The organism is Paenibacillus planticolens (assembly GCF_013141725.1).
Taxonomy (GTDB): Bacteria; Bacillota; Bacilli; order Paenibacillales; family NBRC-103111; genus Paenibacillus_E; species Paenibacillus_E planticolens.
This window is the reverse complement of the sequence record NZ_WHNZ01000027.1, coordinates 40,075-54,281: the sequence shown is the minus strand read 5'-3', so window position 1 is coordinate 54,281 and position 14,207 is coordinate 40,075. Positions and strand designations below refer to the sequence as shown.

The following is a 14,207-nucleotide window of genomic DNA, read 5'->3' as shown; positions in this document are numbered from 1 at the left end:
GCTAAATGGATCTGACAAGCTTCTGCGGTGAAATTAGAGGGAACTTCTCCCTTTATTTTCCACGCAGAAGCATAACTACACGGAAGACTGTCCCATATGTACTAGATATGACTGGGGCTACGTTATTTGCTAGGTTTTTTGATTTTATTCGGAGATTTTAAATAGATGCTGTTCAGTATTGTAATTTCCGCGGTAACTTCATTGTCCAAAACTAAATACCAATGTTCTTTCCAATCTTTAAGCTGCTCCTCGGTCATCTTTTTTCGAAAAAGTTGCCCGATCGCGAGAGCGTCTGCCTTGTCATTTTTAAGCTCAGTGAGCAATTTATTGGCTCTTTTCTCAATGGTTTCTTTGAGCTTTGTTGTAATCTGCTCTTCAGATTCTTCATTTTTATTTTCTAAAATTTCTACTCTCAACATAATACGGCTCTTTAGCCTAGGTCCTGATGCCGTCCAATCGACGGTATGTTTGATACTTGCCTTTTTAATCTTCACACTGCTTTGGTCGGCAACCTCAATGGTGCCGCCGGTGTACCTTTCCTGGAATATATTGTAAATCAACACTTCGTTAGTAGAAATTTCACCAACCATTTTATTAACGCGCATGATGGATGAGCCTTCAAATTTATACAGGGTGTCCGTTCCTTTTGTGAGAATCGGAATCGACATGTCCTGCGTGTAAGACTTGATATCCCGGTAGGCTTCCCATAAGCGCGTTATCGTAGTCTCGGGTGTCCAGCCTGCCTGCTCACTGAAAAAATCATAGGAAGAAAGCTCTGGATTTGCATTGATTTGATGATGGATCACATCGTCGAAGTTCCCTCTGGCAATCGCCAGCAGCCCTTTAATGGAGATATCGTTTGCCTGCACCGCGTAATCGATAATATCGCCAATATCTTCTCTTGCCGTTTTCTCACAAATAAGAAACAGTCGGATATGCAGAAGATCGATACTTTTTTCCGCTTTTGTCCGGATGTTGTCAATCGCATTGGTGATGGTCGCGGAGCTGCTCTCCATATATTGCGAGCCTTGCTTTTCAGGACTCGGAATTTGCAGGATAATTCGGTAATTCTGATTTTTCTCCTTGCATATCCCCATGACAACGGGCATGAGTCGCTTATTAATATCTTTCGTGTCCCAACACCCTGTAAGGAGCGAGCTTAAGGTGCATAGCAGCAGTACAACCGATAGGGATGAGCGACGGATCAAGCAGGATTCCTCCTCCTCAAACTCATGAGAATGACGGCAAGCGGTATAACAATAATGCTGTAGAAGCAGAGGGAGGTATTCAAGAGCGTAAATTTCGACAACATATCAATATTATCCAAATAGCAGCTGAAGCTATAAGATAGAATGCCCACCACGAGGACAGCGATCCCCCTCTTGTTCTTTAAGAACAGTTTTTCGATTAACGTTGCCATCATCCAGAAAATCACGGCTCCTTCCACCATCGCGATCGCGATCATCGCAATAACAAAAAAAGTTGGGAGCCAATCAAATACAACCCACTCCGTGTCAATCGTGTCGGATGTCAAGACATTAGGAAAGCGAAAATAAATAATTGATTCCTGCCCGAAAATGAGCATGGGTACATAAATGGAGGATAGCGCAAAAATAAAAAGCAGCCCGATAATAAGCGTGACTTGAGACATTGGCAGTCGGCGCTTCAATTTAACCAAACCCAAGAATAAGAAACCGGAATGTGCAAAAAAGGCAGAATAAAACATCGGCCTCTTGAAGAAACTCAATCGAGTATCAACAAGGGGATAGAGGTTATCAAAATCAAAGTTACTAATTGCGCTTAGAAGTGAGAACACAACTAAAGGAACCACACAGATGAATACGGCGATCCCTCCTCTTGAAATCGCTTCATAGCCTTTCCAAGCGATATAAAGAGGGATGGCATAGAGAAATAAGATGAAATAAACGGGGGTATTCGGCAGCAAAAAGATACTGACTGATTCAACGGAGTAGCTGTATGTAATGTTGGAGTTCAGAAACAAATAGCAGATCAATGGAATAAGCAGAAGGCGCGCCATCCAGTTTCCCCATACGGTTTTACATATATCCACGATATCCATATTGGGAAATGCAGAGAGCCCTTTTACAAGTGCCCAAACACAACCCAACTCCACAAGAAAACCTACGAGGATAGGTTCCCAATGTCCTGAGGAAGTTGCTTCAATCATTTTTACAGGGTAGATATAAAAGTACCTCGAGAGATGAACGGCGATAAACATCGTTAATAAGGCTTTATTGCTCATTTGGATTTCCCTCTTTTAGTGGAGAGGCTTAAATACGGCACCTCAAACGTTGTAATCGTACCAAGGTAAAAACAAAACAAAACAATGGACGACATAAGGCCGAGAATGCCATATAAAGCACTTAATATGATTACGACGTATTTGTACAACCGAATGGAGACTGTGTTCATATACGTCCCCATCGTAAAGTGAGCGATCGTCGAACCGGCTACGACAATAATAAGAAAGTAACTGACTAACCTCGCTTGAACGACAGCTTGTCCCAGAATAATACCGCCGACCATCGTAATGGTGGGGCCAATACTTTTGGGAAGACGAATACTCGCTTCTATGACCATTTCAATAATCAACAGCATCATTAACAATTCAACAAGAACAGGATAGGGAACGCCCTCCCTGGAGTTTGTGATCGAGACAGCCAACTGGATACGCAATAGTTCAGGGTTGACGGAATTGAGAACGACATATAATCCTGGCATGGAAATCGCGATGATTAAACTCGTGATCCGAATAATTCTGTATAAGTACATATACAGGGCAGGCTGATCTTTATCCGTTTTTACATCCCAAAAGTCGGATATAATCGAAGGAAAAGAAAGCGAGAACGGAAAATGATCCAAGAAGATGACCACCCGGCCGTCCATCAAATTATGTTTGGTTGTGGAAGGAAGCTCCGAAGTTGTATAAGTAGGGACAAGACTGTAGCTAGGTTGCTTGAGAGCTTTCAGCAGTCCTTGAACATCAGAAATATCCATTTTAGCGTTTTCATTCAAATAGGTATGGATAAGTTGAACGACCTTCGGATCGGCTTGCCCGTCCACATAGAGGACAGCCACTTCACGAGTAAGATCAGTCCCAAGTGTATAGGTCTCAACGTGCAATTCTTTGATTCTCATTTTTCTGCGGATGAGACTTATGTTTGCATACATGTCTTCTGTAAAGGCATCTAGCGCGGTCTGAATCGGATTCTCCGTTTGGGCTTCTGAAATACTACGACCGCTGTCGATCGCAGAGGGCTCAAGCACGATATTTTCGTAACCTTCTTGAGGGAAAACAATCAACATGCCATGCAAAATGGAACTCACGAGTTCGGTTAAGGGGACATTCACCCTTGTTGAAGGGGACTTGGCGATCCGATCGATCAGGTCATCCTGTCCATGCAGATGCGACAACCTGGCTATCAGTGTGTCAAAAGATTCTTCATATTGAACCAGCGTCCCTATATAGCAAACATGAACCTGAACCTGATATAGACTGGCTTCTTTGCTTACAAAATCAGAATTATGCTCAAAAACTTGATCGATATAGGCTATTTTTGCTGCCCTTGTCGGGGTACTCATCTCTCATCTCGCCTTTTACATGTAATTTCCTCAGTCCTTAATATCCTCCATTTGTGTTTCAATTACTCCAAACGAACAAAAATTAATTGAACGGAATGCCGCCGCGATATCCGATAAAGCCCAACCTGCAGCAAGAAGGAAGGTATAGTGAAAATTTAACGTTGACGTTAACGTTAGATGGAGCTATGATGAATTCAGTCGATATTTTACATGAAAAGGAGTCTTCCAAAAAATGCAATCTTCAGCTACGAAAAAAGCCGACAAGGCTGCACAGGCAGGGCAAAAAACGAACAATGCCAGCATGTTTAATCAGCCGGTTGCGGTATGGGCAGTCGCCTTCGCCAGTATTATTGCCTTCATGGGACTTGGACTTGTGGATCCGATTTTGCCGATGATGAAAGACCAATTAGGTGCGTCGGACAGCCAGCTTACATTGCTCTTCACCAGTTACAACGCGGTCATGGCCGTCGCCATGCTCGTAACGGGCGTCATCTCCTCCAAACTGGGTATTAAAAGAATGCTGCTCGCCGGCATCGTATTGATCGCCCTGTTCTCTGCGCTTTCAGGCAATGCGAGCAACGTCATGGAAATCGTTTGGCTCCGTGCCGGATGGGGACTTGGCAATGCGTTCTTCGTTGCTACCGCGCTCACTGCGCTCGTCTCTATGTCCAGAGTCGGCGTTGCCAAGTCGATCATTTTGTTTGAAGTCGCGGTCGGTCTCGGCATTTCCGTCGGGCCTCTCCTAGGCGGGGAACTGGGCGCGATTTCTTGGCGCGGCCCATTCTACGGCGTTGCGGGACTAATGGTCATCGCATTCTGCTGCATATACTTCATGATGCCGAAGCCATCAGCGGGAACAGTCGCCGCACCTTTGCCAAAGAAGAAAGCATCTATTCTCGACCCGTTCCGGGCACTCAAGCATCGTTCGCTGCTCGTATTCGGCGTCGCCGCAATGCTGTATAACTTCGGATTTTTCACGCTCCTTGTCTACGCTGCACTTGTGCTCGGCCACCTGCACCATTTGGACGTTCACCAGCTCGGATATGTATTCCTCGGATGGGGACTCTTATTGGCGTTCACTTCCGTTTTTATGGCTCCTAAGCTGCAGAAAGCCCAAGGCACCATCAAAGCCATGTGCGTACAATTGCTGCTGTTCGCTGTGACGCTCGCAGTGATGGGCTATTGGACAACGGACAAAGCGGTTGTTATTGCAATGGTCATCCTAGCCGGCGCATTCCTTGGCAATAACAATACGCTCATTACGACCGCGGTAATGAATGCAGCGCCTATTGAGCGTTCTACAGCTTCCGCCGCGTACAGCTTTCTTCGTTTCATCGGCGGCGCACTTGCCCCGTACTACGCGGTTAAATTCGCGGAATGGTTCAACTTCCATGCTCCGTTCTATATTGGAGCGGGCTTCGTCGTTTTGGCTGTCATCGTCATCGGGTTGAACAGCAAGCATTTGAAGCATGTAGACGAAGTCGAAAGCGCGCATTAACTACGAAATCTCCCGGCATTGCCCGGGAAATTGTTTATAAAAGAAGTCTGGTGCGTCTTAACGCGTCAGGCTTTTTTTTGTACATTCCTGATATTTGTATTGGCAAGGCACTATGGTATAATTTACTAAAATAGGAATCGGATTAAGAGTCTAAGGCTTTCCGAATGCTGAACCAATAAATTGAGGAGAATCACATGGACATTAGGATTGAAAAATCCCGCCAAAGGTGTTTTCAACAAGGTCTGGACCCTAACGGGTTGCCTATGCCGGGTTTGAAACTGACAGCGAAACAACTTCAAGATGAGAAGCACAAATATAGCGATATTCTCGTTGTTACCAATTATTTTGCAGAAAAAATACTAGCTTTCTTAGTAGAGGCGCCCCATCTCATCGTCGTTACGAATGATGAAGGATTTATTTTGGACAATTACGGCGATGAGGCGATGAAGGCGACAATAAGCAAATTTGGCATTCATGAAGGCATGAAGTGCGAAGAAAACACGATGGGGACGAATGTGGTGTCGCTGGCACTTCAGGAGCAAAAGCCGATTCAGATCATCGGCAAGGAACACTATCATACGATGTTGGAGCAAAGCGCTTGCTATAGCGTGCCTTTCCATTTCACTGGCTTTCACAACCTGTCAGGCGCTATTGCAATCATGACCTCTGTGGAGCATCATCATCCTGCGTATTTAGCGCTGCTCGTCAATATGGTAGACTCTATCGAACGCGAATTATCGCTTCGTCTAACCAATCATAATCAGAATCTTGTCCAGCAGCTTGTCGTCAGCAATATGCGCAATGGGATCATTATGACGGATGAGCGAGGAATTATTACGGAATTTAATGCGTTTGCGGAGAAAATAACAGGACGGAATCGGACGAGTGTGATCGGCACACCGGTATTTCCGTTTGAACATTTTGGCAGCTACTTCTATCAAGCTCTGAAATATCGCAAACAGAGTGAAAATATCGAGTTTACGCTCCGTTCCTCCTTGGATCAGGAAAATGTGTGCCTCTTCGATGTGCTGCCCATCTTAAACGAACAAGGCGAATTGCTTGGCGCTTTCGCGCAGTTTCGGGACATCACGGATCGCGTCGTTTTGGAAAGACAGATAATCAATTCGGAGAAATTTTCAGCCATTGGGAGAATGGCCGCGGGACTAGCCCATGAGATACGGAATCCTCTTACTGCAATTATCGGTTTTTTTCAACTCAGCAAGCAAGCCAAAGAGCCGTATAAGTTATGGAACTACATGGATTTGATTGATACAGAGCTTCAGAGCATGAAGCAGCTTGTTTCCGATTTTGTTGTCATGGCCAAGCCGGGCTCGCCCGAGAGAAAAGCCGTTAATTTGCAGGAATTTTTGAAGGATACAATTCGATTTATGGATAGTCAAGCTATTTTAAAAAATACAGCCATTCGAGCTAATCTTGATAACGTATTAACGATCGCGAAGATTGATCCTTCTCAAATTAAACAGGTCCTCATTAATCTCCTTCAAAATGCTATTGAGTCCATAGAGAAAAACGGGGTCATACAGCTCAGCGCGGAATTAGACAGAGACAATGGCAAGTTTAAGATCATAATCGAAGATAATGGAGTCGGCATGACAAAAGAAGAATTGGATCAAATTATGAATCCGTTTTTTTCAACAAAAGAGAATGGTGTCGGACTTGGTTTATCGATTTGCTATCGGATTATTGAAAATCATAAGGGAACCATGACGGCGACCTCGACGAAAGGCTACGGGACGCGGTTTGAAGTTACGCTGCCATTAGAGTGAAAATACCGTCGAAGGACGGATAGCCCAAAACTGCACGAGCGACATGTGCGGTTTTTTTTTTGCAAAATCAGTAAAAACCCCCTTTACAAACCGTCGGTCGGTATTGTAAGATAATACCATAAAAAACCGCTGGTCGGTATGCCGGGAGGAAAAAGCAAGATGTCATCAGGAATTGGAAGTTTTCAAATGATCATGGACGCCACTGAGGCGCTGATCCAGGAAAAGGGATGCAGACAAACGACGCTGCAAGATATTATCGGGCGCACCGGGCTGTCTAAAGGAGCTATCTACCACTACGTAACAGGTAAAGATGAGCTGCTGGGCTTGCTTCTCAAGTCTCGTGTGGAGCAAATCAATGCGCGCTTCACGGAGGTGGTGAACAGCCCGCAAAGCTCAGGACTGGGCAATCCGCTGCAGCTTATTGCAGAAGGGATGCTGCGCTCTACAAGCCATAGCAATGTAACGAACAAAATTTTCATCTATTTGCTCAGTCAGATGGATAATGCGAAGGTAGCGCAGATTGTGCAAGAGGTATATGCGTTCACGCTGCAGACGTGTGTGAAGTGGATTGAAGTCGGCAAACTGCACGGCGTCATCCCGGCACAAGTCGATGGAACGAAGACCGCCGAGGCTCTGGTTACTTTTTTATACGGCATGCGCGTCCAAAATACCATTAATCAAGAGCAGAGCGGAATGACGGTGGAAGAATTAATTGCTTTCATGACTCGCGCATTGCGTTGAAGAAAGAGGAGGAACGTCGTGTTTAATAAAAAATTTATTTTACCGGCAGTTTATGTACTCGCGTATCTGTTGACCTTTTATGTGGTGCTGCAATACGTAATCTTCAGTCCAAGCCAAGCCGGAATGGTCTCCGCGAAGCTGGGGGATGCTTCGTTTCCGTATCTCATGTGGAAAATATTTTTTTACCCGCATATTATTCTTGGAACGATTGCGCTGTTGGTCGGCGCCTATCAATTGACGGATAAGAGCCGTCGGAATCCGAAGCTGCACAAGCGGTTAGGACGAATCTACGGCTTCTCCATTCTGGTGAATGTGCTTGTCGTGCCATACATTGCCCTGTATGCTACAGGCGGTACACCAACGACCATCGCTTTCATGGTGCTGGATATTTGCTGGTTAGGCACAACGGCGATGGGCATTAGGTCCATTTTAAAAAGGGATATAAAACGCCATCGAACTTGGATGCTCCGCAGCTATGCCATCACATTCGTGTTTGTGACGTTCAGGATCGTCATCGGTATCGTTCAATTATCAATGGATGCCGAGAGAAGTTTCACTTTCCCGCTGTCCGTGTACTTGTCGATCGCGCTAAATCTTGTTTTTACAGAGATGTATGTCCGGAAACAGAAGAAGAAATTTCAAATTCCAACTGAAGGAGCGATGTAAGATGTCCAAACGAAATTATGTGATTTTTACGCTGCTGGTTAACGGTCTTGTCCCTTGGGGGCTCTATGTCTGGCTCTCCGACTATATGAGCAGCCTCGCCGCGCTATCCATTGCGACCATGGTGCCGCTGCTTGATAATCTGGTTCATCTGATCAAACACCGAAAGCTGGATGCTTTCGGAACACTGATGCTGTTTACCTTCCTCTTGACGATCGTTCTTGTATTACTAGGAGGCAGCGAAAAAATATTGCTCGTCAGAGAGTCGTTAATCACCGCTTCGGTCGGATTGGTTTTCTTGGGTTCGTTGTTTTTTCGCCGTCCGATCATGTACTACCTTGCGCTTCGGTTCATCGCTCAGCCCAACTTTGCAGCGAACTGGGACTATGCCTACTTCCGTTTTGTAATGAGATTGATGACTTTCGTCTGGGGACTTATGTTAACGATGGAAGCAGCGGTACGCGTGGTAATGGTTTACCAGCTTTCGACGAGCAGCTACTTGGCGCTTTCGAACTTTGTGTTGTATGGCTTCATCGGTGCCGCCGTGTTATGGACGGTTGTTTATCGCCGGCATTCTGCGGCTAAATTGAACCAGCTCAAAACAAACGGCGTATAAACGGGAGGGGATGGACGTATGGAGATCATTCAGCTGATCAAAAAGGATGGGAAAAGTCTATTGTCGCTGTACAGAACGGTTTCGGCGGATTTGAACCGGCGGGGCGTGCACCAGTGGGATTGGTTCTATCCCAATCGGTTTGTGATTCAAAGCGATGTAAAAAGAGGCACGGCATTCGGCATTCGAGACGGTGAAAAATTGATCGGAGCCGTCGTTGTGGACGCCATTCAGAGCTCGCGTTATGCAGGCTTGCCATGGATTCATCAGGAGGCCGGGCAGGCTCGCTGTATTCATCGGCTGGCGGTAGATCCCGCTTACCAAGGGCAGGGCTTAGGCAAAAAGCTGCTGCAATTCGCGGAGGAGCAGGCGCGCGGAGCGGGCGGAGCGAGCATTCGGCTCGACGTCTTTTCCGGGAACCCGGGAGCCGCGCAGCTGTATGTGCGAGCCGGGTACCGGCAAATCGGCACCATTCGGTTTCCGATGCGAAGCGAGCCGTATTACTGTTTCGAAAAATTGCTCAGTAGATCATCGCACGATTTAAATGTATAAGGCGTATACCCGACATGCTTTTTGAACAATTGGCAAAAGTAAGAGAAATTGCCGAGCCCAACAGCCTCGCCGATGTCTTGAACGGACATATCGGTTGTTTTGAGCAGCCAGCACGCTTGGCGGATACGTCTGGCAGTCAAGTACTCGGTGATCGTACTGCCGATCGACTGTCTGAACGTTGCAGACACATGATTCGGGGAGAGATGAACGGCCTGCGCCAGCTCTTCCAGTTTGAACGGCTTGCTATAATTTTGTTCGATCCAAGCGAGCATACGCTCCGCCATTGTTGAGCTTTTGCGCGGATGCCTAGCTGACGGCTCTGTCTGTAAAGCGTTTGTCGTCTCTGCGTCCGCACGCAATTGGTGCATGAACGCAGTCAGAAAAAGCAGTTGCTCCTCAAGCAGTCTTTCCGCGCCTTGCTGGGCAGCCTTCTCAATTCTAGGCGTATAGAGGCGAAAACATTTTTCAAGTTCAATCAGATTTGAACTATGGAAAGACTGCGGCGATAACGGGTCTTTCCACAGCTTCCGCAAAAATTGTTGGAGTGCCGGAAACACGGCCAAAGCTGTCTCAAGGACGGCAGGCTCCAAAACGAAAAGCGAGCGGACATAACGTTCTTGCGGAAGATTATAGAGGCGAAGACGATGCAGCTGGAAAGGACGAAAGCAAAAAATCGCCCCCGGAGCCATCTCGACGATTTGTTGTTCAATTACGGCAATACCTCGGCCTTCATGGACGACAAGCAATTCCATGCCTTGGTGGGCGTGAAACACTTCTTCGAACTCATGCGTTCTATTTTTGAAAAATGAGAACTGTACGGGATGAACGTTTAAATTCATGTAATTCATCAGCTTCATGAACGATATCTCCTCATCGTAATCTAACAACATTTTATCATAAGAGGGCTAAACTTTATTGGCCTTTTTTTTGGTACGATGAAGTTAGGTTATTTGGCAGCAAGAGGAGGAACGACGCATTCATGATGAAAGTTAGATTAAATGAAAATTGGGAGCATTACCGCGGATCCTTAGGCGGCGCTTGGGAGGTTTGGCGTTCGGATAAGCTGCAAAATCATTACAATGTGCCGTGGGAAACGGTTACGCTTCCTCACACTTACAATGGATACGATGTGATGGACCCGGAGAGCAAATACTATCAAGGGCAAGGCTGGTACCGCAGCAAGCTGGCGATTAATAACCCTTTTCCGAAGGGCAGAACACTGCTGCATTTTGAAGGTGCCGGGCAGCGAACGGATGTGTATGTGTACACGGAGAAAGTGGATTCGCATCTTGGCGGATACGATGAATTTACCGTTGACATCACGGAAGCGTCCGAGAGGGCAAAAGAAATCGAGCGCTACGCAGGGCAGATTCCGGTTGCGATTGCGTGCGATAACAGCAGGGAGCTTGAAACGATCCCTTCTGATGCAAGCGATTTCAATCTGTATGGCGGGGTGTACCGCTATGTCAATCTTGTTTATGTGCCGCAAATCTCTTTAGCAAGTGTACATGTTCAGACGGATTTGGATGAAGTTGCCGGAGGAAAAGCGACGGTCGGGAACGTGAAAGTGCGAGCTAAGCTTTACAATCCGGATCATGTCGCCGGGAATGTGATATTGACGATTGCGCTGCAGCAGCATGACGGGACGGTCGTCGCGAAGTCGGTGATCTCGCTGCCGGCATGGCAGGGTGAGAAGGAGATCGCCGCTTTCGAGGTGACGCATCCGCAGCTGTGGTCGATCTCAGAGCCGAATTTATACAGCTGTTCGGTGGTACTGGTTTGTGAAGACGGCGAAACGAAGGTTGATGAGCGGTTTGGTTTTAGAAGCTTTGAGTTTGTTAAGCAAGGTCCGTTTAAGTTAAACGGGGAACGCCTTTTGCTGCGCGGCACACATCGTCATGAGGATCATGCCGGCGTAGGGGCGGCCATGACCGAGGACTTGATTCGCGAAGAAATGCAGCTGATCAAAGATATGGGAGCTAACTTTATTCGCCTGGGACACTACCAGCAATCGCGTATCGTCCTTGATTTATGCGATGAGCTGGGACTGCTGGTTTGGGAAGAAATTCCTTGGTGCCGCGGAGGGCTGGGTGGCCCGGAATACCGTCAGCAGTGTATCGACATGCTCGCTGCCATGATCGAACAGCATTACAATCATCCTTCCGTTATTTTGTGGGGACTGGGTAATGAGAACGATTGGGAATGCGATTTTGATTATTTCGATCAGCAGGAAATTCGCACTTTCATGAAAGAGCTCCATGAGCTGTCGCATCAGTTGGACCCGAGCCGATTGACAGCGATACGCCGCTGTGAGTTTTGCAAAGATATTATTGATGTGTATTCGCCTTCGATCTGGGCCGGCTGGTACCGCGGCGTATACACGGATTATGAGTCGAGCTGTCAAGCAGCATTTGAAAATGTCGATTCGTTCTTCCATATGGAATGGGGAGCGGACAATTTGCCGACGCGGCATGTGGAGGAAACGTACACAGGCTTTACGTTTATGAACAAATCCGAAGGCGCAACGGACGAGCGGGATGGCGATTATTTATTGACCGGAGGCGAGCCGCGTGTGTCCCGCGATGGAGATTGGTCAGAGACTTATTTCTGTGAAATGATCGACTGGTATTTAAAATCACAGGAAAAGATGAGCTGGCTGACAGGCGCGGCCCAGTGGTCGTTCAAGGATTTCTCAACGCCGGTGCGCCCGGATTCGCCGATTCCTTATTTGAACATGAAAGGGATCGTCGAGCGTGATCTGACACCGAAAGAAGCTTATTATGTTTTCCAATCGTATTGGTCGGAACAACCGATGGTGCGCATTTATGGTCATACCATGCCGGTGCGTTGGGGGACTGACGGCGAGCGGAAGATGATCAAGGTGTATTCGAATGCCGAGGAAGTCGAGCTGTTCCTGAATGGGGAAAGCCTAGGCGTGAAGCGCCGGGATTCGCAAGATTTCCCATGCGCCGGTTTGCGCTGGGAGACAGAGCTGCGCGCTGGAGAGAATCATGTGCGCACGGAAGCCGTTCGCAACGGCGTTGCCGTGAGCGATGAGCTGCGCTTCCATTATCAAACCGAGTCATGGGGAGAGCCGGCGCAGCTTAAGCTGACGACGAAATCTTTGGAGGACGGCCGGGTTTATGCGGAAGTGCTTGCGTATGATGCTGCAGGTGTTTTTTGCCCGGACGCGGCCGCTTTCGTCCGGTTTGGGTTAGCAGGCGACGGAAAGCTGCTCGATAATTTGGGGACGATCCGCGGCTCAAGACTAACTCAGCTTGCTTCAGGGCGTGCGGGCATTTATTTGGACCCGTTTGGCGGCTTGCCGGCCGGCATTACGGTTACGGATTTTGTGAGTGCCGGTGGTCCGGCATCCTCATTAATTTCGAAGACGGCTGACTGTATGGATGCACAGCGGAGCTACACATCCGTCGTCAGTGCGGCTTGTGACGGGATGCTTACCGTGACGGAAGTAGTCACTTTGGAAAAACAAAAAGGAGGTTCAAAACGATGAGTGTTAATCAATTGACGGCGTGGAACGGTGCTCAGAAGTTTGAAGAAATTATGCCCCAAGTGTGGGAAGCGCTGCAGGTGAAAGTCGATCGTATGATCGTACAGCTTGGAGATAAATCCCCGCATGTCGCGAAAGAGGACGGCGTTTACGACGACATGCGGTTCGATTGGTGGACATCCGGCTTTTGGCCGGGGATTCTATGGATTCTTTATGATATGACAGGCAAAGAGCACTACAAGGAAGCCGCTTGGCGCTGGGATGAAAAGCTTGAGCAGGCGAGCGTGCGGGATAACAATTTTCATCACGATGTTGGTTTTCAATATTTGCCGACAGCGGTCATCAAGCATAAATTGACAGGCGACAGCGACGGATTGCGCCGCGGTTTGCAGGCAGCTAATTTCTTGGCAGGCCGTTTCAATCTAGCAGGCAGCTTCCTTCGTGCATGGAATCAGGACAAAATCGGCTGGTCCATCGTCGATTCTACGATGAATTTATCGATTCTGTTCTGGGCAGCGGAAATGACCGGAGACCCGCGTTTTGAACAGATCGGCAGGGCGCACGCGGATACGGTCGTTGACAAGTTCATCCGGGAAGACGGATCGGTGAACCATATTCTGAGCTTCAATCCGAAAACGGGAGAGCTCATTGAATCACTTGGCGGTCAGGGTGCGGGACCGCTGTCCGCTTGGAGCCGCGGAGCCGCTTGGGCGCTGCACGGTTTGGCGAACGTCTACCGCTACACGGGAGAAGTGCGCTACTTACGCGCGGCCCAGCGTGTTGCGAACTATTTCCTGGCGTGCCTGCCGGAAGATGACGTGGCGCACTGGGATTTCCGGGCGGCTGAATCGCTGGAGGACGAGCCGAGAGATACATCGGCTGCCACTTGTGCCGCATCCGGGTTGATTGAGCTGGCGGAGTTCCTGCCAGCCATTGAAGGCAACGTGTACCGCCGCGCTGCGGAGCGGATGCTGTTGTCTCTCACACAGAATTACGGCACATGGGATCAGCCGGAGCATCAAGCTATTTTGCTCGAAGGCACCGGAAACAAGCCGGCCGGGCAAAACATCAACGTTTCGCTCATCTACGGCGATTACTATTATGTGGAGTCAATCGCCAAGCTGCTGGGCTGGAAGCAGCGGATATTCTAGCAGAAGGACCGTGCGGACCGTGGTGTGTCGCAGCTTATTTCAGCTGCTGCACCGCGGTCTTTTTTTGATATAATGAAATGGCTGTTCA

The 14,207-nt window shown here is 47.9% G+C and carries 12 protein-coding genes; 8 read left to right on the top strand and 4 right to left on the bottom strand.

Features of this window, described 5'->3' with window-relative positions; all coding sequences use genetic code 11:
- Positions 1-122 precede the first annotated feature (122 nt).
- The 3 genes from GC097_RS14400 to GC097_RS14390 are packed head-to-tail and all read right to left on the bottom strand — an operon-like array spanning position 123 to position 3,603.
- Positions 123-1,208, bottom strand: a complete 1,086-nt coding sequence (locus GC097_RS14400; RefSeq protein WP_171683997.1) for a Ger(x)C family spore germination protein — start codon at positions 1,206-1,208, stop codon at positions 123-125.
- Positions 1,205-2,263: a GerAB/ArcD/ProY family transporter gene (locus GC097_RS14395; RefSeq protein ID WP_171683996.1), complete on the bottom strand. Its 1,059-nt coding sequence runs from the start codon at positions 2,261-2,263 to the stop codon at positions 1,205-1,207. Before GC097_RS14395 ends, GC097_RS14400 begins: the two co-directional genes overlap by 4 nt.
- Complete coding sequence (locus GC097_RS14390; protein WP_171683995.1) at positions 2,260-3,603, bottom strand: spore germination protein; 1,344 nt, start codon at positions 3,601-3,603, stop codon at positions 2,260-2,262. The genes GC097_RS14395 and GC097_RS14390 overlap by 4 nt, the downstream gene beginning before the upstream one ends.
- A 232-nt stretch (positions 3,604-3,835) precedes the next feature.
- Here GC097_RS14390 and GC097_RS14385 point away from each other — a divergent pair, with 232 nt between their 5' ends.
- The 6 genes from GC097_RS14385 (at position 3,836) to GC097_RS14360 (ending at position 9,457) form a co-directional block, all read left to right on the top strand.
- A complete protein-coding gene (locus GC097_RS14385) occupies positions 3,836-5,101 on the top strand; it encodes an MFS transporter (RefSeq protein WP_171683994.1) in 1,266 nt (421 codons plus the stop codon).
- Positions 5,102-5,295: 194 nt separating this feature from the next.
- The gene (locus GC097_RS14380) at positions 5,296-6,888 is read left to right on the top strand and encodes an ATP-binding protein (protein ID WP_171683993.1); all 1,593 of its coding nucleotides are present in this window, start codon (positions 5,296-5,298) and stop codon (positions 6,886-6,888) included.
- Positions 6,889-7,047: 159 nt separating this feature from the next.
- Positions 7,048-7,629, top strand: coding sequence for a TetR/AcrR family transcriptional regulator (locus GC097_RS14375; RefSeq protein WP_171683992.1), 582 nt, complete (start codon positions 7,048-7,050; stop codon positions 7,627-7,629).
- 18 nt (positions 7,630-7,647) lie between these two features.
- On the top strand, positions 7,648-8,295 hold the full coding sequence (locus GC097_RS14370; RefSeq protein ID WP_171683991.1) for a DUF2306 domain-containing protein: 648 nt from the start codon (positions 7,648-7,650) through the stop codon (positions 8,293-8,295).
- 1 nt (position 8,296) lies between these two features.
- On the top strand, positions 8,297-8,908 hold the full coding sequence (locus GC097_RS14365) for a VC0807 family protein (protein ID WP_171683990.1): 612 nt from the start codon (positions 8,297-8,299) through the stop codon (positions 8,906-8,908).
- Between the two features lie 18 nt (positions 8,909-8,926).
- The gene (locus tag GC097_RS14360) at positions 8,927-9,457 is read left to right on the top strand and encodes a GNAT family N-acetyltransferase (RefSeq protein ID WP_171683989.1); all 531 of its coding nucleotides are present in this window, start codon (positions 8,927-8,929) and stop codon (positions 9,455-9,457) included.
- Here the strand turns inward: GC097_RS14360 and GC097_RS14355 are convergent.
- Complete coding sequence (locus tag GC097_RS14355) at positions 9,406-10,314, bottom strand: AraC family transcriptional regulator (protein ID WP_171683988.1); 909 nt, start codon at positions 10,312-10,314, stop codon at positions 9,406-9,408. The genes GC097_RS14360 and GC097_RS14355 overlap by 52 nt on opposite strands.
- A gap of 122 nt (positions 10,315-10,436) precedes the next feature.
- On the opposite strand from GC097_RS14355, the gene GC097_RS14350 reads away from it, so the two are divergent.
- Both GC097_RS14350 and GC097_RS14345 read left to right on the top strand, forming a co-directional pair.
- Complete coding sequence (locus GC097_RS14350; protein WP_171683987.1) at positions 10,437-12,971, top strand: glycoside hydrolase family 2 protein; 2,535 nt, start codon at positions 10,437-10,439, stop codon at positions 12,969-12,971.
- Positions 12,968-14,119 (top strand): glycoside hydrolase family 88 protein, encoded by a 1,152-nt coding sequence (locus tag GC097_RS14345; protein ID WP_171683986.1) that lies wholly within the window; start codon positions 12,968-12,970, stop codon positions 14,117-14,119. The genes GC097_RS14350 and GC097_RS14345 overlap by 4 nt, the downstream gene beginning before the upstream one ends.
- The last annotated feature ends 88 nt before the right edge of the window (positions 14,120-14,207 follow it).